The following is a 20,398-nucleotide window of genomic DNA, read 5'->3' on the forward strand; positions in this document are numbered from 1 at the left end:
TCCTGTTCTTTTTTGCTCAACGGCTAATTACGAAGAGCGTGCAAATGTACATATTTTTTTGTTTTTTATCAGATATTAAATCAGAAATATCGGATTATTTGAAAGTTCTTTCGAATTGACAATGGATAATAATTGATAATTGATAGTTGACAATTTCTTTTGAAATTTGAAGTTTGAGAATTGAAAAAACTAAGCAATTTACAAATCACAATGGACAATTGACAATGAAAAATTGAGATTTGAAAGCCGAAAAGCAGCATTTTACAAGCTGCAACTTACTTTCAAGGTTGCTTCAAGTAAGCCGGAGGGTACGGGGTAGCTACGGGGAAGCAAGCCGATAGTAAGGGGATAGTAAGGGGCAGGTAAGCCAGAAGTAAGCCGGAAGGTTCGGAGTAGGTACGTTCAAGGTACGTGGTAGCTACGGGGTAGGAACGGAGTAGCTACGGGGAAGTAAGCCGATGGTAATGGACAATTGCCAATTCACAATTATAGAGTTGAAAATTGAGGGTTGAAAAATCGTATCAAGGTAGGTTTGAAAGTTGAGAACGCTACAAATTGTATAAAGCCACAAGTAAGCCGTAAGGTATAGAAAGCTCATTGGCGGACATAAAAAGGAGGCATGACGAAAATCATGCCCCCGTTTTGTGGAATCTCTTGTATTGTGAATACTTTTTTAAGAATGTAAACGCGCGGAGCGTTATTTCTTGTTAAGTTCCTGTTTCTTTTTGTCGAGTTCCTTCTGCTGCTTGTCAAGTTTGTCCTGCTGTTTCTTTAGCTTCTCGAGCTCCTTGCGCTCCTTGGCTTCCTGCTCGCGCTTCTCCTTGTTAGCCTTGAACTCGTCTTTTATAGCCTTCTCCTTCAAGTACATCTCGCCCTTGAACTGTTCAGAATCGTCCTTCATCTTTTCCTTTTCAATCTTGGCGCGTTCCTCAATCACGGCAACCTTAGTCTTGTAGGCTGACTGTTTTTTCGCCTCCTTCTTTCTCTGCGGAGCAACTTCCGGAATGTTCTTCGGCTTTTCTTCCTTCTTCTCAGCCTTGTTTTCTACCATCTTTGCTCCCTTCTCCTTTATCGGCTTAGCCGATTTGTCGGCCTTTGCCTTTGGAGCTGTGTAGCCTACCTCGAACTGGAAGGATGCAGCCGGCATTCCGTTGGTATTGTAGAGCGATAGGATAGGATTGTCGTCCCACGCATAGCGCACGCTCTTAGGCTGTTTCACGTCGGGACACGAAATGGTTACCGTCTTGCCGTCTGATGTGGCGTCGGCCTTGTAATAGAAGCCGCTTTCGCCAGCCAGTTCGAAGCCTCGCAGCGAGCCTTTCTGCACATCTTCGCGCGTGAACGACAGAACGACTGCTCCGTTCTTGCCAGCCTTAACATCCTTAACCACAGGACCTTCGGCAATCATCTTGTCCTTTTTGTAGACAAGTCGCTCAATCTGAAGGAATACGCGCTCGGCAACATCGCGCTTTTTCAGAGGGTGAATGTCGTTCCACTCGCCAAGACCGAGAGCCGTTGCAAGGGCAGCATCTGGAATAAGCGTGCTTGCCTCGCGCTGTGCGTTGCGCAGAGCCGCCCATTCGCTGTCGAAAGGCTTGTCGTGCGTCTCCATAAAGTTGGCAAGCTGAACGATGATGAATGGGGTAGAATAGCCCTGACGTTTGCGCCAGTCGGCAACCATCTTCTGCAAGAGGTCTGAATATTCGTTTGCGCGACTTGTGTTGCTCTCGCCTTGGAACCATACCGTTCCGCAGAAACGGAACTTGTTGAGTGGAGCAATCATTCCGTAGTACAGACCAATTGGCTTGTACTGGAAGAATGTCTGACCGATTCGTGCAGGCATTCTTGAGCCTATCTTGTGTCGCCAGTTCTGCGAGAGGGTAATCTCGTAGCCGTTGTTGAACGTGAGCTTGTATGGCTTCTCTCTTACGAAGCTTGGCTTACCCTGATAGCTAATAACGCGCACCGCGATGATATTTTTGCCGGCGCGGAGCAAGTCTGGTCTCACCTTGTATATTCGCGGCGGATACTGATATCCTGTTGAGCCAACGCATACGCCGTTTACATAAACGCTGTCGGCATCGACAATGCAGCCCAGCCTGAGCACGGCTTCCTTGCCTGCGCATTTCTCCGGAACGTCTATTTCCTGACGCAGCCAGTGCGAGCCGTTCACAATCTTGCCGTCGGGTGCTCCCCAGTCGCTGAACATATCAACCATTTCCCATTTGTTGTCATCGAAATAGAGCGATGTCCATTCGGTTAGTCCGTGGTCTGTCTCGTTCAAGATATTGTTCCAAGTGCGCATCTTCTCGGCCTCCTCCTTTAGAGTCTTTTCAATGTAGCCGTTCTGATAGCATTTGTCGGCTTCTTTACGGTAAGCCGGATAGTTCTCGAGTGCGTCGTAGTGCATCCAAGCCTCGATAGGAGAGCCTCCCACGCTCGAGTTTACGATGCCCACCGGAACGTTCTCGCTTATGTTAATGTTCATGCCCAGATAGTAGCAGAGTGCCGACATCTCGGGAGCATTCTTTGGGTTGAGCTCCTTCCAGTCGCACGCCTTGAAATCCTTTTGCGGCTCTCTGAAGTTGAATGTAAGCGGAATCTTAACGTATCTAACGTTAGTGTTCACGATACTGTCCATGTCCTTCTTGTAAAGGTCGGCTGTGCGTCGCATCGGCAGTTCCATGTTGCTCTGTCCCGAACACAGATAAACATCGCCAATAAGGATGTTGTTTACCTTTATGTCGTTTACCAAAAGCGTGTACGGACCGCCGGCCTTCATTGCCGGAAGCGATATTTCCCATTCGCCGCTTTCGCTTGCGATGGTCTTCACCTTCTTTCCGTTCAGAGCGATGAAAACGTTTTCCTTAGGGTCGGCCCAGCCCCATATTCTGATTTCTGCATTCCGCTGTATCACCATATTGTCTGAAAAAATCTTTGGCAAGCGGACGGTGGCGTTTGCAACTAATGCTGACAGAAGCAAAGCCAAGGAAAGGAATGCTTTTTTCATATTAAAAAATAATTAACGTTATCTTGTTATCAAATGCAAAGTTAGTCATTATTGGTGTAATGGCAAAAGCTTGTATAAACAAAAAGTTCTCAACTTCACAGTTGAGAACTTCTTTTAACTCTTTTTCCAATCTTTTTTACCTTATTAATCCAAATGATATTTTAATTTACACTTAGTTCTTCTTTAAAAGCAGTGCAAAGATAATACTATCTGTTGGAAACTGCAAATAAAATTGACGGAATTTTTCAAAAATAATGTTTTTTAACACTATCGTTCGTTGTTTTTAAATGATTTTAACAATTCAGGCCACTTGTCTGAAAGTTCTTGCATTGAGTGCAGAAGAAGGTTCGCTCCCTCGCATAGCAGAACGCTGTCGGGCAGCGGACCTGTGTTTACGGCAACCGTAAAGATGTTTGCCGCCACTCCTGCCTGAACACCAAGCGGAGCGTTCTCTACAACGATAGCCTCATTTGGCTTTACACCGGCTTTCTGAAGTCCCATCAGATATGGCTCTGGATTAGGCTTGCCGTATTTTACGTCGAAAGCCGTAACCATCTTGTCGGATGTAAAAATGCCGGGAAAGTGCGTGTTCAGTCTGTCGAGCAGAGATTTCTGTCCGCTTCCTGTTACCAGAACGATTTGCAGACCGTCGGCCTTGATTTTGTTTAGCAGCTCGGCTGCTCCGGGCATCGGACCAGCCTGTGGGCACTTGTTGAATACTTCGGTCTTCCAAGCATAAATCTGCTGCTTTTCTTCCTCGGTTGCATCGCGCCCCCATGTGCGCTGTGCCAGAATGTTGATTGTGCCGGCTCCCGTTCTGCCTTCGTGCATGTAAGCCTCTTCCTTTGTCATGGGCAGACCGTATTTTTTCATTCCTTCGCTCCAAGCAAGGGCATGGTTCGGCATCGAGTCGAACAGTACGCCGTCCATATCAAAAAGTACGGCTTTGAGGTTCATCTCCTCAAAGCCGTGTTTTTTCATATAATCTGTTTTTTCTCTCTTAAACATATATTATTTTAGTTTTTCCTGAATAGCCTTGCTTTCTGCTTCGTATCCCGGCTTGTTTAGGAGGGCAAACATGTTCTTTTTGTAAGCCTCTACGCCCGGCTGGTTGAAGGTATTTACGCCCAGAACCTCGCCGCTGATGCCGCAGGCCTTCTCGAAGAAGTAGATTACCTGACCGAGATAGTACTCGTTAAGCACAGGAACAACAAGACGCATGTTTGGAACGCCGCCGTCAACGTGTGCAAGCTGAGTTCCGAGCTCTGCCATCTTGTTAACCTCGTCGATGCGTTTGCCTGCAAGGAAGTTCAGACCGTCAAGGTTCTCCTCGTCTGAAGGAACGGTGAGCTTCTTGCATGGCTCTTCGATAGATATTACTGTCTCGAAGATTGTTCTTTCGCCTTCCTGAATCCACTGTCCCATAGAGTGAAGGTCGGTTGAGAAATCAACGGCTGCTGGGAACAGACCTTTCAGTTCCTTGCCCTCGCTTTCGCCGTAAAGCTGCTTCCACCATTCGTTCATGTAGTGGAGTTTTGGCTGGAAGTTTACGAGAATCTCAATCTTCTTGCCATCAGCATAGAGAGCGTTGCGAACGGCAGCGTATAGAGCCGATGGATTCTCCTCGAAAGGAACGTTTGTTGCTGTTGCCTTCTCCATCTCGGCTGCACCTGCAACAAGTTGCTCGATGTCGAAGCCAGCCACTGCGATAGGAAGCAATCCTACTGGAGTGAGCACAGAGAAACGACCGCCCACGTTGTCTGGAATAACGAATGTTGTGTATCCCTCCTTGTCGGCTGTTGTGCGTGCTGCACCCTTCTTGGCATCAGTTACGGCAACGATAACCTTACGAGCCACGTCCTTGCCTCTCTGGTCTTCGCACTGCTTCTTAAGCAGACGGAAAGCGATGGCTGTCTCGGTTGTTGTACCGCTCTTTGATATGTTGATTACACCGAATTTCTTGTCCTTTAGGTATTCTGTCAGTTCGGCAAGATAGTCCTCGCCGATGTTGTTGCCGGCAAAGACGATTGTCGGATTCTTCTTATCCTGAACAAGCCACTGGAAACTGTTGCCCAGTGCCTCGATAACGGCGCGTGCGCCAAGATAGCTACCGCCGATACCTGCAACAACAACTACCTCGCAGTTTTCGCGAAGCACGTTTGCGCAAGCCTTCAGGTCGGCAATGTGCTGAGCAGTTATTGATGATGGCAAGTGAAGCCATCCCAAGAAGTCGTTACCCTTACATGTGCCGTTCTCGAGTGCTTCCATGGCAGCCTTTACCTTTGGTTCGTATGACTTGATTTTCTCTACTGATACGAAAGGCGTTGCCTTGCTGATGTTTAAACTAATATTTTTCATATATGCAGTATTAAAATATCTATACTTCTGATGAATTTGTTATGCGGCGCAAATTTAAGATATTTCTTCTTAAAAGAACTCGTGTTATGTTAATTTTTTGGTAATTGTTGTCGGAAAGGATTGCATTTTGCTATAAAAGTATAATTCGCTTGCTTCGGCATTCGTTCCGTTGGCTGGACATAAAAAATACCGACGCCATTATCTGAAGGCGTCGGTAAGTAATTTTATTTCAATCTGTGGCGAGATATGCTCGTACAGAATATTGTACACGGCATCGAGTATCGGCATGTTAACGTGATAGTGCTTGTTAATCTCCTTCATGCACTTCGTTCCGTAATAGCCCTCGGCAATCATCTCCATTTCAATCTGGGCGGTCTTTACCGAATAACCCTTTCCAATCATCGTTCCGAACACACGGTTTCGGCTGAAGTTCGAATATCCCGTAACCAGAAGGTCACCAAGATATGCCGAGCTGATGATTTTGCGGTTCTCCATCGGACTAACCGTATTTACGAATCGCTCCATCTCCTGAACGGCGTTGGAAATCAGCACGGCTTGGAAGTTGTCGCCCATACCCATGCCGTTGCATATTCCGGCGCAGATGGCGTAGACGTTCTTCAGCACGGCTGCAAACTCTATTCCGAAGAGGTCGAGGTTTACTGATGTCTTGACGTATGGGCTTGATATGAAGTTGGCAAGGCATGTAGCCTTCTCCTCGTCCTTGCAGCCCACAGTAAGATAGCAGAGTCGTTCGAGAGCCACTTCCTCGGCGTGCGAAGGACCGGCTATCACGGCAAGATTCTCTTCCGGAACGCCGTAGACCTGATGGAAGTATTCAGAAACAACCAGATTCTCGTCGGGAATGATTCCCTTGATTGCCGTAACTATGAACTTGTCCCTGATGTGAGTCTTCAGTTTTTTCAGATGACTCTTTACATAAGGCGACGGAGTTACGAAAATCAGCGTGTCGGAGTTCTCTACAATATCGTTAATGTCCGAAGAGAACGAAATTTTGTTTATGTCAAAGTGTACACTTTGCAGATATGCAGGGTTATGCCCAAGCCGTTTGAAGTCACTGATTCGGTCGTCTCGGCGGAGATACCAGTTCAAGTGATCCGTACTGTCGAGCATAATCTTGGCAATGGCGGTAGCCCAACTACCACCTCCCAATACTGCTATTCTTCCACAATCTGTCACAGTCTATATTTTATTCGTCAACAACAATCTTGCCGATTATTGCGTTCAATTCGTCAACAGAAGGCTTCTGGATGTCAAGTTTGTACTTCTTGATAATCTCGCCAATCTGCTGCTGTACAGCCTGAGCCTTAGTGCCTGCGAGGTCCTTAACGAGGTTGTATCCTGCCTTCTGAAGCACAGGAACTATGTCTTCGCTAAAGCCGAGTTCAACATATTTGCTTGCTGCATCCTTCGGAGCCTTCTTCTCTGGCTTCATTGTAGGGAAGAGCAGAACCTCCTGAATTGTTGGCTGACCAGTCATAAGGATAGCCAAGCGGTCGATACCGATGCCGATACCTGAAGTTGGAGGCATTCCGTACTGGAGTGCGCGAAGGAAGTCGTGGTCTATTACCATTGCCTCGTCGTCGCCCTTGTCGGCAAGTTTCATCTGCTCAACAAAACGCTCTTCCTGGTCTATTGGGTCGTTCAGCTCAGAGTATGCGTTTGCAAGTTCCTTACCGTTTACCATCAGTTCGAAACGTTCTGTAAGTCCCGGTTTGCTGCGGTGCATCTTTGTCAGAGGTGACATCTCAACAGGGTAGTCGGTGATGAATGTAGGTTGAATGAATGTGCCCTCGCAAGTTTCGCCGAAGATTTCGTCGATAAGCTTGCCCTTGCCCATTATTTCAGTATCCTCAATACCAAGTTTCTTTGCAATCTCGCGCATCTCGTCTTCGCTCATTGTTGAAAGGTCGTAGCCTGTCTTCTCCTTGATGGCATCGAGGATAGGCAGACGGCGGTATGGAGCCTTGAACGATACGATGTTGTCGCCAATCTTGACTTCAGTTGTGCCGTTTACAGCGATACAGATTTTCTCAAGAAGGTTCTCTGTGAATGTCATCATCCAGTTGTAGTCCTTGTATGAAACGTAAAGTTCCATGCAAGTAAACTCAGGATTGTGTGAGCGGTCCATACCCTCGTTGCGGAAGTTACGGCCAATCTCGTAAACGCCTTCGAAACCGCCTACGATAAGACGCTTCAGATAAAGCTCTGTTGCGATACGCAGGTAGAGGTCAACGTTCAGGGCGTTGTGGTGTGTGATGAATGGACGGGCAGAAGCACCGCCGGCAATCTGCTGCAATATAGGAGTCTCCACTTCGGTGAAGCCAGCCTCGTCGAATACCTGACGCATAGTGCGCAGGATTGTTGCTCTCTTCAAGAATGTGTCCTTTACGCCGTTGTTTACGATAAGGTCAACGTAACGCTGGCGATAACGGAGCTCAGGGTCGTCAAATGAATCATAAACCTGTCCGTCCTTCTCCTTTACGATTGGGAGCGGCTTAAGGCTCTTTGCAAGAACTGTCAATTCTTTGGCGTGAACGCTGATTTCGCCTGTCTGTGTGCGGAAAACAGTACCCTTTACGCCAATAAAGTCGCCAAGGTCAAGAAGCTTCTTGAACACTGTGTACATTTCAAGTTCAGGAGTGTTCACATCGTCGCGTGTGATATAAACCTGAATTCTGCCTTTAGAGTCTTGCAGTTCGGCAAAAGATGCCTTACCCATAACTCGTCGGCTCATCATACGGCCAGCAATACAAACTTCTCTTGGTTCATCATCGTCCTTGAACGCCTCTTTAATCTCAGTAGTGTACGCGTTTGTCGGATACTCTGCAGCAGGATATGGGTCTATTCCCATAGCGCGCAATTCGTTAAGGCAATTGCGGCGGTTAATCTCCTGTTCACTCAGTTCTAATATGTTCATATTTGATTTTTAATGACTTTTTAAATCACAAATTTGATGGCAAAAGTACAAAATCTTTTTTATACGCTATTTCTGTTTTACGAAAAATGTAATAAAATGTTAAAAAAAATACTCAAATTTGGTGGTTTTATATATAATACTTAAATTTGCAACTGATTATTAAGATATCTAATTCTAATTTAGTTAAATGGTAGTTTGGTTGATATTGGGCTTTGCGTTTGCCGTTTTGGGCATAGCCTATCTATATAGCTGTAAAGATTATTATCTTGAACAAGAAGGCTTCGTGGCTTCACTCTTGTCGTTTTTCTGTCCAAAGAACGACGAAAGCGGGGGCAGCGAAGAACCTGTCCGTCAGCAGCGCACATCGTTTGTGAGCACCGATACAATATGTACTTGCGAGGCGCCGGTGGCGCAGAATCCTTTCGGACCGTTGCAGACGAAGGAACTTGACAGCTACATGATTGGCGATGAGATTATCTGCAACCGTGTTCTGTACTCAAAGAATGCGGAAGGCGGACTCGAAGCTATTGCGTATATAAGTAAGGTAGTAGAGGAGTATCTTGCAGAAGATGAGACGAGAAATGAATTCTTGAAGCATCTTGGAACAGACGATACTACCGTTGCAAAGATTGAGCCTGTAATCATGAACTACGAGGTTGTGAGCATTGGCGAAAGTGCCTTCAGTATGATTCAGGGATTGCTGGAGATTGTCATTCCTGATACTGTAACGGAGATTGGCGACAGCGCATTTTCGGGCTGCGTAGATTTGAAGACTATCAGACTAGGCTCTGGAATTCAGAATATTGGCGTAGGCGTTTTTGACGATTGCAAGTGTCTCGAATCTGTCTATTTCGACGGCGACACTCTGCCGGTATGCGAAGACAGTACTAAACTTCAGAAATGTATTCTCCGTGTTCCCGAGAAAAGCTTTTGCAGCATAATTGCATCGCCTTTCGGACAGCAGTTTAAGCAGATTACCGACGGAAGATATGTTAAAAGCGGATTGTGGACTTTCAGATATCTGCAAGACCGCAAGAAGGTCGAAATCGTGAAGTTTGACGGTCGCGATAGCGAAATTGAAATTCCTTCGAGCGTTATTCTCGAGGGTTTGGGCGTTGTTGTCGCAGGCATCGGCAAAAATGCGTTCCGCGATAATCAGCGACTTGTGAATGTGAAGTTTTCAAGCCGACTCACTTTCATTTCTGACCACGCTTTCGAAGGCTGCTCATCATTGCATAAGATTGATGTACCCGACAATGTGGCGCGTATCGGAGCAGGTGCTTTCTGCGGATGCGAGAATGCCGTTGAACTCCGTTTGCCTGAGAATCTTACAACCCTGAAGGTTGCCACGTTCAAGAAATGCAAGGCTTTGCGCAAGATTACCCTTCCGCTGAATCTTCAGCGACTCGAGGACGATGCTTTCAGCCTCTGCTCGTCAATCAATGCCATTGATTTTCCGCCTACGGTTACGGAGATTGGAATCCGTACATTCTCGCAGTGTGTGGCTTTGACAGATGTCCAACTTCCGGAGAATCTGCAAAAACTTGGTAATGCGGCGTTTGGCGATTGCATAAATATGGAACATATCTGTTTTCCTGATGGTTTCTCAAAACTTCACAAGGCAGAAATGATTGATGCCATTCAGGGCTGCGAGAAACTTAATGTCACGGAATTGTTAAAAAATAATAATTAAACGTAAAATAATTTCCTTTTTCTTTGGTTTGATAGCAATTATATATATATTTGTGGTGTGATACCCGAAATCTTGTTTATACTCCGTTTTGAGGAGCAAATTGCATAAAACCAAAGTATTATGAAGAAATTATTACTACTGGCTATGCTGGCCGTCATTTCGGTCGCAGCCACTGCACAGACAATTAAGAAGGTAAAGGCGAATCAGGTTCTTTACTTCGATCACGAATCCGTAGCTAAGGCATTTGAAGAAAAGTGGGTGCATAATGGAAAGGGCGAGAGCATCTTTGCATATAAGACTTGTCTCCAGACCATCGATCCTACAAGCGATAAGGTTATTCAGCCGCAGCGAATGGAAGGCGTAATTGTCAAGCAGGAAGGCTCTCACAAGGAGATGACACTTGCCGTTACCGGATGTAAGGGCGTGATTGTATATTGCGCAAACAAGGGCTCTGACTATGCCCGAAACCTTTATGTGAAGGCTCACTTCAGCGGAGCATTCTGGGGTTCTGTTGAACAGGTTGTCGACAAGAGCGGCTCGGCTGCTGTAAAATACGAGAATCTGAATCCAAACCACGATTATACAATAAGTATAACAGCATCTGGAGATTTGGTATGTTATGCTATCAAGTTTCTCAAGTAACAAATTTTCAATTGTGTAAATATTGGCCGTTGTTCAGTTTTTTATTGGGCAACGGTTTCTTTTTTGAAATAAATGTAGTATCTTCGCAGCGAAAAATAAAACACTTTTTTATAATATGAAGACTTTAGAGAAAATTTTTGCAGAGAAGCTTCTTAAGATTAAGGCTATCAAGTTGCAGCCAAACAGTCCTTTTACTTGGGCATCAGGCTGGAAATCACCATTCTATTGCGACAACCGCAAGACTCTGTCTTATCCTGAGTTGCGCAGCTTCGTAAAGACTGAGTCTGCACGAATCATCATGGAGGAGTTTCCGGGCGTGGATGCTGTTGCAGGTGTTGCTACTGGTGCAATTCCGCAGGGCGCACTTGTTGCCGATTTGCTTAACAAGCCATTTGTTTACGTTCGCTCTAAACCAAAAGATCACGGTCTTGAGAACCTTATCGAAGGCGAACTTCGTCCGGGAATGAAGGTTGTTGTGCTCGAAGACCTTATCTCAACCGGCGGTAGCAGTCTGAAGGCTGTCGAGGCTATCCGTAACAGCGGATGCGAGGTGCTTGGCATGGTTGCATCTTATACTTACGGCTTCGACGTTGCTGTTCAGGCATTCAAGGATGCCAAGGTTAAGCTCATCACACTTACTAACTACGAGGCTGTTGTTGATGTGGCTCTGAAAACTGAATATATTACAGAGGCAGATGTTCAGGTTCTTAACGAATGGAGAAAAGATCCTGCACACTGGAATGTATAAATAAGAAATATGTCATTACATAAATACGAAAGTTCTGTAAAAACCATCCCTTATACACGAGAGATGGTTTTCTCTAAGTTATCGGATCTGAGCAATCTGCAAAATGTAAAGCAGAAACTTGACAATCCGGAATTGGTTGCAAAACTGAAGGAACAGGCAGACGGCGATCAGGTTGAGAAGATGATTCCTGTACTCAAGAGTCTTACTTCAGACACCGATTCGGTAAGCGTTTCAGTTCCGCCAGTGGGCAACCTCACTCTTCGCGTTGTTGAGCGCGAGGAAAAGTGCATAAAGTACGCATTGGAGAATGTTCCGATAAATGCAAATCTGTGGATTCAACTTTTGCCAATCGACGCTAATTCGTGCAAGATGAAGGTCACTATTGGTGCCGACCTTAACCTTATCATGCGCGGAATGCTTGGCGGAAAGCTCGAGAAAGGTGCAGAGGGCATTGCAAATATGCTTTCGCGCATGCCTTATACTGAATTCTAATAAAACAAGACTATGGCTACAAAACTTTGGGAAAAGAACGTTCAGGTGAACGAGGAAATCGAGAAGTTTACCGTTGGTAGAGACCGTGAGATGGACTTGTATCTTGCAAAGTACGATGTGCTCGGTTCTATGGCTCACATAACGATGCTCGAGAGCATCGGACTGCTTGGCTCCGACGAACTTCCGAAACTTCTTTCCGAGTTGAAGAATATCTATCGGCTTGCCGAAAAGGGCGAGTTCGTGATTGAGGACGGTGTTGAGGACGTACACTCGCAGGTTGAACTGATGCTTACGCGCAAACTTGGCGACATGGGCAAGAAGATTCACAGCGGACGCTCGCGCAACGACCAAGTGCTTGTCGACCTGAAGCTTTTTACTCGTGCCGAGATTAAGGAGATTGCCGAAGAGGTAGAGGTACTGTTCAACGAGCTGATTGCCCAGAGCAATAAGTACAAGAACGTGCTGATGCCGGGCTACACTCACTTGCAGGTTGCCATGCCGTCGAGTTTCGGACTGTGGTTCGGAGCGTATGCCGAGGGCTTGGTAGACGATATGATGTTCCTTCAGGCAGCGTTCAAGATTACCAACCGCAACCCTCTCGGTTCGGCTGCCGGATATGGCTCTTCTTTTCCGCTGAACCGCACGCTTACCACTAAGCTTCTGGGCTTCGACTCGATGGACTATAACGTGGTCTATGCACAGATGGGACGCGGCAAGACGGAGCGCAACGTTGCGTATGCCATGGCTTCGATTGCCGGAACGATTGCAAAACTTGCCTTCGATGCCTGCATGTTCAACAGTCAGAATTTCGCCTTCGTGAAACTTCCTGATGAGTGTACTACGGGTTCGAGCATCATGCCTCACAAGAAGAATCCTGATGTGTTTGAACTTACTCGCGCCAAGTGTAACAAAATTCAGTCGCTTCCGCAGCAGATTATGCTCATAATGAATAACTTGCCAAGCGGATATTTCCGTGACTTGCAGATAATAAAGGAGGTGTTCCTTCCTGCCTTTAAGGAGTTGAAGGATTGTCTGAAGATGACTTCATACATCATCAACAAGATGAAGGTGAACGAGAATATTCTCGACGATTCGCGTTACGACAATATGTTCAGCGTTGAGGAGGTGAACAGACTGGCTGCAAGCGGAATGCCTTTCCGCGATGCCTACAAGAAGGTGGGACTTGATATTGAGGCTGGAAACTTCAAACCTAACAAGGATATCCACCACACTCACGAGGGCAGCATCGGAAACTTGTGCAACGAGCAGATTCAGGCTCTGATGAGCGAGGTTGTGAGTGGCTTCAATTTCAAGACGATGGTTGATGCCGAGAATGCCTTGCTTGGCAGATAAAAAACAGAAAAATATTTCAGAGGGTTGAAGAAGATGGCGTGCCGTTCTTTTCTTCAATCCTTTTTTCGTAATCTATAATACTATAACTTTATGAAATTCAGATTTTGTGGAAGGAGCGGCGTGCAGATGCCTGTTGTGTCGCTCGGCTTGTGGCATAACTTCGGCGATGTAGACGACTTCAAGATTGCCACCGATATTGTTGTGTCGGCTTTCGACCAAGGAATATGCCATTTCGATTTGGCTAACAACTACGGTCCTGCGCCCGGTTCGGCAGAGACAAATTTCGGCAGAATTCTAAGAAACGAACTGGCTTCGCATCGCGACGAGATGCTCATTACATCAAAGGCTGGACACGAGATGTGGCAGGGCGTGTATGGCGACGGCTCTTCGCGCAAGAATCTGATGGCGAGCATCAATCAGAGTCTGAAACGTACGGGACTTGAATATTTCGACATCTTCTATAGCCACCGATATGACGGCGTAACGCCGGTTGAGGAGACGATGCAGGCTCTTATCGACATTGTACGCCAAGGCAAGGCTCTCTATGTGGGCATATCAAAATATCCGCTCGATTTGCAGCAGAAATGCTACGATATTCTGCGCGAGGCAAAAGTTCCGTGTCTTGTAAGTCAGTACCGATACAGCATGTACGACCGTAAGGTCGAGGACGGAACGCTGAAGTGCGCTGCCGACAATGGTTCGGGTGTGGTGGCCTTCTCTCCTCTGGCGCAGGGATTGCTTACCGACCGCTATCTGAACGGCATTCCGGAACATTCGCGCGCTGCGAGAGAGACAGGCTTCTTGCAGAAAGGGCAGGTGTCGGAAGAACGCGTTGCGGCATCAATAAAACTGAATGAGATTGCGAAGAAACGTGGACAGTCGTTGGCGCAGATGGCTTTGGCGTGGATTCTGAAAGATGAGCGAATGACATCAGTGATTATCGGCGCAAGTTCGGTTGAACAACTGAATAATAATATAAAATGTATCGATAACCTCGATTTCTCGGCCGAGGAACTTTCGCAGATTGAGGACATACTAAAAGACCCTGTTCTTTCGTTCTGATTATGAATCGGACTTGCGCATTACAAGCGAAATGCGCAAGTCCGATGATGTTAAAAGTGTGATATGAAACAAACATATAAAACAATTTTGGCGTTGATGCTATGCCTCTGGACAACGGCGTGCGGCGACGTTTATAATTCAGGCTCAAGCTACAAGGTGAATTTCGGCTGCAACGTGTCGTTCTCGCCGTATAATGTGGCGCAGAGCATGGGGCAGTTCATCAGCATACGCAAGAATGGCAGCTCGAAACTTCTGATAACGAAGATGGATGGCTCGACCCACACGCAGACGCTCACCGAGGCAAAACTGCTGTCGACGTATCTGGGGCTTGGCGGATTGATTCTCGGCACGCCGACGCTCAACAACGATAACCTTGGGTTGGTGTGCTACGATTTGGCTTGTCCTGAGTGCAATTTGGAAAGTGCGCGGGTCCAGTTCGATGACAAGGGCATTGCCAAATGTACGCGCTGCGGCAATCAGTACGACTTAAACAACGGAGGTATAGTTGTCGAAGGCAAAGGCAGGCCGTTGTGGAAATACAGAGTTACTCAGTCGGTAGACGGTTCGGTTCAGGTTTATAACTGATTCCGAGCCGTTTTTTTATGTGCCGGCAATAATATCAGAATGTAAATAAAAACGCCTTTGAAGTGATAACCTTAAAAAATGAAAATGTTTTTAATAGCAAAAAATGCTGATTTTTTGCTATTTTTCTTCCGATTTATAAGCGGTAAATTATAAGGTATCTGATAAGTTCCGCCGGCTTCTCGAAAATGGCAAGGAATCGCTCCCTGTGGCATGTTTCACCACAAATGCCGAAACATCGTCTGGCAACAGCGGAAGTGCCGTGGTAAACGCGAAAGGCGAGTTGATAGGACTTAATTTCGACCGCACCGCCAGCAGCGCGTCAAGCATTTATTACTCAAATCCTCATACTCTCCGAAACATCGTTGTCTCGTCCGACTATATTCTCTGGGTCTTGAAGAATTATTCTCCGGGCAAGTATGTTCTCGAAGAATTCGGAAAATAAAGAAGAAAGTGCAGAAACACAACCGAGGTTTCTGCACTTTCTTTATACTCGAATTCGGAGTTCAACTCGTTGATTGCAGTCATTCTAAAAGCTGAAATCCCGAACGAAACCCGAGGGCATCCCGAAGAAATGTGAAACAGGAAGAACTGCGTTTTTTATCCCAGAACTCACGTTTTTTATATAAAGGTAAAATCCGTAAAAATCGAGAATTTTGAAAAATATCGGCAAAAAAGAAGTCCGAAAATTTGCAGGATAAAAAAAATGTCGTATCTTTGCATCGCTTTTCAGAACTAAAGCAAATGCGGAAGTAGCTCAGTTGGTAGAGCACAACCTTGCCAAGGTTGGGGTCGCGGGTCCGAGTCCCGTTTTCCGCTCAAGTGAAAGACTCAGATTTCTGGGTCTTTTTTTGTGTGTAAAATAAGAGAGATTTCAATACCTAATTGATTTTCAGGATTAATAAACAATGCGGATTTTAAGGTAGAAACAGATTTGGTGAGTCTGCAAAATCGTACTTTGGTACACTAAATATTGAATATAGTCTTGTAGATTAACCAAAGTTTTTGCTTATCTTTGCAACAGATTTTTATAATATTAAACATTCTTATGTCAATATTTATCTTTTTGAAGCTGATAGGCTGTCTGGCTCTTCTAATGTATGGAATGAAGGTGATGAGCGAGGGTCTTCAGAAGATGGCAGGTAGTCATTTGCGCCATGTCCTTGGTGCAATGACGACGAATAGGGTGACGGGACTGTTTACCGGAGCCTTTATAACCGCAGCCATCCAATCATCAACCGCAACAACCGTGATGACTGTCAGTTTTGTAAATGCAGGTTTGCTTACGTTGGTACAGGCAATTTCTGTAATTATGGGTGCCAATATCGGTACTACATTCACTGCATGGATAATGTCGGCAGGCTTCAATTTTAATATTGCAGATTACGTATTCCCTATGTTCGCCGTGGCTTTAGCGTTCAACTATTCAAAGAAACGCAAAAGTCTCGGCGAATTTATTTTTGGTTTGTGCTTCCTCTTCTTCGGTCTTGGTATGTTGAGGCAGAATGCCGTAGACATGGATTTGGGACATAATCAGATGGTGCTCGACTTTTTTGCGTCAACCGGCAACTACGGATTCCTTAGTATTCTGCTCTTTCTCTTGTTGGGCAGTATCCTTACTATGTGCGTGCAGAGTTCTGCTGCCATCATGGCAATAACCATGATTCTGTGCTCGCAGGGCGTTCTGCCAATCTATCAGGGAATTGCGCTTGTAATGGGCGAGAATATCGGTACAACCGTAACATCAAACATCGCCGCACTCACAGCCAACACTCAGGCGCGCAGAGCCGCCTTCGCCCACATGTTCTTCAACTTGTTCGGCGTATTTTGGGTGCTCATCTGCTTCAAGCCGTTCGTAAACATGGTGTGCTCGCTTGTGGGCTACGATGTAACTCTTACAGGAGCCGATGCAGCTTCAGAGGCTGGAAAACTTACGTTCGTTCTGGCAACGTTCCATACAGCTTTCAATGTATGTAACGTGCTCATCTTGATATGGTTCATCAAGTTTATCGAGAAACTCGTGTGCCGCGTAATCGTATCCAAGAATCAGGACGAGGACGACGAGTTCAGACTCAACTTCATCAGCGGTGGTATCTTGTCTACTGCCGAACTTTCGGTTCTCGAGGCTCAGAAGGAAATCAACAACTTTGCCGTTCGTTCGCAGAAGATGTTCGGACTTGTGCGCACGCTTATGCACACCGAGAAGCAGAGCGACTTCAACAAACTCTTTGCCCGAATTGAGAAGTATGAGGGCATCTGCGACAATATGGAGGTTGAGATTGCCAACTATCTTAATAAGGTGAGTGAGGGACGACTCAGCGACGACACAAAGCAGAAAATACGCATCATGCTGCGCGAGATTACCGAGATTGAGAGCATCGGCGACAGTTGCTTCAACCTTGCGCGCACGATAAACCATTGCTACACCGAGAAGAAGACGCTAACCGAAGGACAACTCGACCATGTTCATCAGATGTTCGACCTTACCGACAAGGCTCTCTCGCAGATGATGGTTGTGCTGAAAGACCGCCACAGAGATGTAAATTCGACATACAACATCGAGAACGAGATAAACAACTTCCGTACACAACTGAAGACACAGAATATTATCGACGTAAACGACCAAAAGTACGACTATCAGCTTGGTGTTCACTATATGGATATCATTCTTGAGTGCGAAAAACTTGGCGATTATGTTGTTAACGTTGTAGAGGCAAGAACACAAAGAGTTTAATGGCTCTGTTTGGGAAAGAAAACGGTACTTCCTACCTTCTCCAGATGATTAGAGACGGTAAGGAACTAACATTGCAGCAGCAGATTTTGCTTGCTGTGATGTTGAGTATTCCATCCATCTTGTCGCAGATGTCGAACGTGGTGATGTCGTATATCGACGCATCGATGGTTGGTAGCCTCGGTGCGGAGGCATCGGCTTCGGTGGGACTGATGAGCACTACAATATGGCTCTGCTCGGGCTTGTGTGCCTCGGTGTCAACGAGCTTTGCCGTTCAGGTGGCCCACATGATGGGGGCAAACAACAGGGTAGGGGCAAGAGAAATCTTCCGTCAGGCAATAACCGTTTGTCTTGCCTTCGGAATATTTCTTGGTTCTATAACCATTGCCATCAGCGGACAGTTGCCGGTATGGCTGGGCGGCTCGCCCGAAATAGTTGAGGGAGCATCAGACTATTTCTTTATTTATGCGTGCTTCATCCCTGTTTTACAGCTCAAGATCGTGGCTGGAGCGGTTATCCGTTGCAGCGGAAACCTTAAGTTTCCGAGTGCGGTGAATATATCGATGTGCTTCTTCGATGTGCTCTTCAACTACTTCTTTATTTTCGTCATGGATATGGGCGTTGTCGGAGCGGCGTGGGGAACGGCTGCGGCTGTTACCACATCGGCAATACTCATGCTTGGCTATGCCGTGTTCATCTCTTCTGATTTGAGGCTTACGCGCGAGAAGGGTAGTTTCCTTCCTAAGAAGGATGTGCTTGCCAAAGCGTTTCATATTGGAATGCCGGTTGGTATTGAACGAATAATGTTCAACGGTGCACAGATTTTGGCTACGCGAATTGTTGCGCCTCTCGGTACATTCTCAATTGCGGCAAACTCGTTTGGCATAACGGCAGAGAGTCTTTGCTACATGCCGGGCTACGGAATAAGCGAGGCTTCTACAACCCTTATCGGACAGGGACTTGGTGCTATGCGCATCTCGCTAACCCGAAAGTTGGCTCGCATAACCATAACAATGGGAATGTGCGTTATGGCTCTGATGGGCGTGGTTATGTATTTTGCCGCACCTTATATGATTGGCTTCATGACCGATAATCAGCAGATACTCGAACTTGGCGTAAGTGCGCTTCGCATCGAAGCCTTTGCCGAGCCTATGTTTGCTGCCAGCATCGTGTGCTACGGCGTTTTTGTGGGCGCAGGCGATACGCTCGTGCCGTGCACCATGAATCTTTGCAGCATCTGGATTGTACGCCTTACGCTTGCCTATTTCCTTGCGCCAGTCTACGGTCTTAACGGCGTTTGGCTTGCTATGTGCATCGAACTTTGTTTCAGGGGAGTGATATTCCTGTGCCGTTTCAAGTGGGGAAACTGGATGCACCTCGACCGCATCGGACGCTAAATGTGTCTAAAAACACATTAAAAAAATCAAAAACATATTGTCGGTTTTCAGAAAAACAGACTATCTTTGTCACACTATAATTTTAATACAAATACTATTTTAATTAGATAATTTACATACACTATTTATAAATAAAAACTATAATCAATACAAATGGCACAAAGATTTATTTTGAACGAGGTTTCATACTTCGGTGCAGGTTGCCGTAAGGAGTTGCCTGCAGTACTAAAGAGACTGAACTTGCACAAGGCATTGGTGGCTACAGATAAGGGTTTGCTGAAGGTTGGTACAGCCAAGATGGTTACAGACGTTCTCGACGAAGCAGGTTTCCCTTACGATATATATAGCGAGATTAAGCCAAATCCAACAGTTACAAATGTTAAGCAGGGCGTAGAGGCTTTCAAGAAGTCGGGAGCCGACTGTCTTATCGCTATTGGTGGCGGTTCGTCAATGGATACTGCAAAGGGTATCGGTATCGTGAGCAACAATCCAGAGTTCAGCGATGTCGTTTCTCTTGAAGGTTGTGCTCCTACAAAGAACAAGTCTGTGCCAATCATCGCTCTTCCTACAACTGCCGGAACTGGTGCCGAGGTAACAATCAACTACGTTATCATCGACGAGGAGCGTCAGGCTAAGATGGTTTGCGTTGACCCTAACGATATTCCAGCCGTTGCAATCGTAGACCCTGAGTTGATGTACACCCTTCCAAAGGGCTTGACTGCTGCAACAGGTATGGACGCTCTTACTCACGCTATCGAGGGTTACATCACTAAGGGTGCATGGGTTATGAGCGATATGTACGAGCTTCAGGCTATCAAGATGATTGCCGAGAATCTTCCTCTTGCTGTCGAAGAGCCTACAAACCCGGTAGGTCGCGAGGGAATGGCACTGGCTCAGTACATCGCAGCACAGGCATTCTCTAACGTAGGTCTTGGTCTTGTTCACGGAATGGCTCACCCAATGGGTTCGCTGTTCGATATTCCTCACGGTGTGGCAAACGCATTGTTGCTCCCAACAATCATGGAGTTCAACATGCCTAAGTGTATCGAGAAGTTTGGCGTTATTGCCAAGACTATGGGTGTTGATACAACAGGCATGACTGCCGAGCAGGCAGCACAGGCAGCCGTAGATGCCGTTCGTGCATTGTCTATAAAGGTTGGAATTCCACAGCACTTGAGCGACCTCAACATCAAGGAGGAGAACATTCCTGCTCTTGCGGCTCAGGCTATTGCCGATGTCTGCACTCCGGGCAACCCTCGCGATGTAACAGAGGCTGAAATTATAGAGTTGTACAAGAAGGTGCTGTAATTGCAGCATCAGTTAGTGATAAATAACAGATAAGTAAGAAAGCCATAACTCCGATTATAATGTCGGCAGTTATGGCTTATTTTT

General features: G+C 46.2%; 15 protein-coding genes, 1 tRNA gene and 1 pseudogene. 12 read left to right on the forward strand and 5 right to left on the reverse strand.

Going from position 1 to position 20,398, the window contains the following annotated elements:
• Positions 1-697: 697 nt before the first annotated feature.
• From T538_RS0109795 to lysS, 5 genes are all read right to left on the reverse strand, one after another.
• Entirely contained in the window at positions 698-3,010 is a 2,313-nt protein-coding gene (locus tag T538_RS0109795; RefSeq protein WP_051656008.1) for a sialate O-acetylesterase, read from the reverse strand.
• A 267-nt stretch (positions 3,011-3,277) separates the two neighbouring features.
• Positions 3,278-4,018 carry an HAD-IA family hydrolase gene (locus tag T538_RS0109800; protein ID WP_031533610.1) on the reverse strand — a complete coding sequence of 247 codons (741 nt, stop codon included), beginning with the start codon at positions 4,016-4,018 and terminating at the stop codon, positions 3,278-3,280.
• A gap of 3 nt (positions 4,019-4,021) precedes the next feature.
• Entirely contained in the window at positions 4,022-5,368 is a 1,347-nt protein-coding gene (locus tag T538_RS0109805) for a glucose-6-phosphate isomerase (protein WP_031533609.1), read from the reverse strand.
• A gap of 198 nt (positions 5,369-5,566) precedes the next feature.
• On the reverse strand, positions 5,567-6,565 hold the full coding sequence (locus T538_RS0109810; protein WP_031533608.1) for an NAD(P)H-dependent glycerol-3-phosphate dehydrogenase: 999 nt from the start codon (positions 6,563-6,565) through the stop codon (positions 5,567-5,569).
• Between the two features lie 10 nt (positions 6,566-6,575).
• On the reverse strand, positions 6,576-8,306 hold the full coding sequence (gene lysS / locus T538_RS0109815; RefSeq protein WP_031533607.1) for a lysine--tRNA ligase: 1,731 nt from the start codon (positions 8,304-8,306) through the stop codon (positions 6,576-6,578).
• A gap of 187 nt (positions 8,307-8,493) precedes the next feature.
• Between lysS and T538_RS0109820 the strand changes: the two genes are divergently transcribed.
• From T538_RS0109820 to fucO, 12 genes and pseudogenes are all read left to right on the forward strand, one after another.
• Entirely contained in the window at positions 8,494-9,999 is a 1,506-nt protein-coding gene (locus T538_RS0109820; RefSeq protein ID WP_031533606.1) for a leucine-rich repeat domain-containing protein, read from the forward strand.
• 120 nt (positions 10,000-10,119) lie between these two features.
• The gene (locus tag T538_RS0109825; protein ID WP_155993104.1) at positions 10,120-10,641 is read left to right on the forward strand and encodes a hypothetical protein; all 522 of its coding nucleotides are present in this window, start codon (positions 10,120-10,122) and stop codon (positions 10,639-10,641) included.
• A gap of 115 nt (positions 10,642-10,756) precedes the next feature.
• Positions 10,757-11,389, forward strand: a complete 633-nt coding sequence (gene pyrE / locus T538_RS0109830; RefSeq protein ID WP_031533604.1) for an orotate phosphoribosyltransferase — start codon at positions 10,757-10,759, stop codon at positions 11,387-11,389.
• 9 nt (positions 11,390-11,398) lie between these two features.
• The gene (locus T538_RS0109835) at positions 11,399-11,881 is read left to right on the forward strand and encodes a hypothetical protein (protein WP_031533603.1); all 483 of its coding nucleotides are present in this window, start codon (positions 11,399-11,401) and stop codon (positions 11,879-11,881) included.
• Between the two features lie 12 nt (positions 11,882-11,893).
• Positions 11,894-13,234 carry an argininosuccinate lyase gene (gene argH / locus T538_RS0109840; RefSeq protein ID WP_031533602.1) on the forward strand — a complete coding sequence of 447 codons (1,341 nt, stop codon included), beginning with the start codon at positions 11,894-11,896 and terminating at the stop codon, positions 13,232-13,234.
• A gap of 90 nt (positions 13,235-13,324) precedes the next feature.
• Positions 13,325-14,296 carry an aldo/keto reductase gene (locus T538_RS0109845; protein WP_031533601.1) on the forward strand — a complete coding sequence of 324 codons (972 nt, stop codon included), beginning with the start codon at positions 13,325-13,327 and terminating at the stop codon, positions 14,294-14,296.
• A 63-nt stretch (positions 14,297-14,359) separates the two neighbouring features.
• Positions 14,360-14,881, forward strand: a complete 522-nt coding sequence (locus tag T538_RS17750; protein ID WP_155993106.1) for a hypothetical protein — start codon at positions 14,360-14,362, stop codon at positions 14,879-14,881.
• 169 nt (positions 14,882-15,050) lie between these two features.
• Positions 15,051-15,323 (forward strand): annotated as a pseudogene (locus tag T538_RS0109855) (S46 family peptidase); the annotation flags it as partial.
• Between the two features lie 301 nt (positions 15,324-15,624).
• Positions 15,625-15,697: transfer RNA gene (locus T538_RS0109860), tRNA-Gly, on the forward strand.
• A 229-nt stretch (positions 15,698-15,926) separates the two neighbouring features.
• Positions 15,927-17,612 (forward strand): Na/Pi cotransporter family protein, encoded by a 1,686-nt coding sequence (locus tag T538_RS0109865; protein ID WP_031533598.1) that lies wholly within the window; start codon positions 15,927-15,929, stop codon positions 17,610-17,612.
• Complete coding sequence (locus T538_RS0109870) at positions 17,612-19,006, forward strand: MATE family efflux transporter (protein WP_031533597.1); 1,395 nt, start codon at positions 17,612-17,614, stop codon at positions 19,004-19,006. Before T538_RS0109865 ends, T538_RS0109870 begins: the two co-directional genes overlap by 1 nt.
• Before the next feature lie 153 nt (positions 19,007-19,159).
• Positions 19,160-20,314: a lactaldehyde reductase gene (gene fucO / locus T538_RS0109875; RefSeq protein WP_031533595.1), complete on the forward strand. Its 1,155-nt coding sequence runs from the start codon at positions 19,160-19,162 to the stop codon at positions 20,312-20,314.
• Positions 20,315-20,398 lie beyond the last annotated feature (84 nt).

Source organism: Bacteroides sp. Ga6A2 (assembly GCF_000702225.1).
In the GTDB taxonomy this organism is placed as follows: Bacteria; Bacteroidota; Bacteroidia; order Bacteroidales; family Bacteroidaceae; genus Ga6A1.

Coding starts and splice junctions, on each gene's coding strand:
- T538_RS0109795 (WP_051656008.1), bottom strand. CDS start 3,010: ATGAAAAAAGCATTCCTTTCCTTGGCTTTGCTTCTGTCAGCATTAGTT.
- T538_RS0109800 (WP_031533610.1), bottom strand. CDS start 4,018: ATGTTTAAGAGAGAAAAAACAGATTATATGAAAAAACACGGCTTTGAG.
- T538_RS0109805 (WP_031533609.1), bottom strand. CDS start 5,368: ATGAAAAATATTAGTTTAAACATCAGCAAGGCAACGCCTTTCGTATCA.
- lysS (WP_031533607.1), bottom strand. CDS start 8,306: ATGAACATATTAGAACTGAGTGAACAGGAGATTAACCGCCGCAATTGC.
- T538_RS0109820 (WP_031533606.1), top strand. CDS start 8,494: ATGGTAGTTTGGTTGATATTGGGCTTTGCGTTTGCCGTTTTGGGCATA.
- T538_RS0109825 (WP_155993104.1), top strand. CDS start 10,120: ATGAAGAAATTATTACTACTGGCTATGCTGGCCGTCATTTCGGTCGCA.
- pyrE (WP_031533604.1), top strand. CDS start 10,757: ATGAAGACTTTAGAGAAAATTTTTGCAGAGAAGCTTCTTAAGATTAAG.
- T538_RS0109835 (WP_031533603.1), top strand. CDS start 11,399: ATGTCATTACATAAATACGAAAGTTCTGTAAAAACCATCCCTTATACA.
- argH (WP_031533602.1), top strand. CDS start 11,894: ATGGCTACAAAACTTTGGGAAAAGAACGTTCAGGTGAACGAGGAAATC.
- T538_RS0109845 (WP_031533601.1), top strand. CDS start 13,325: ATGAAATTCAGATTTTGTGGAAGGAGCGGCGTGCAGATGCCTGTTGTG.
- T538_RS17750 (WP_155993106.1), top strand. CDS start 14,360: ATGAAACAAACATATAAAACAATTTTGGCGTTGATGCTATGCCTCTGG.
- T538_RS0109865 (WP_031533598.1), top strand. CDS start 15,927: ATGTCAATATTTATCTTTTTGAAGCTGATAGGCTGTCTGGCTCTTCTA.
- T538_RS0109870 (WP_031533597.1), top strand. CDS start 17,612: ATGGCTCTGTTTGGGAAAGAAAACGGTACTTCCTACCTTCTCCAGATG.
- fucO (WP_031533595.1), top strand. CDS start 19,160: ATGGCACAAAGATTTATTTTGAACGAGGTTTCATACTTCGGTGCAGGT.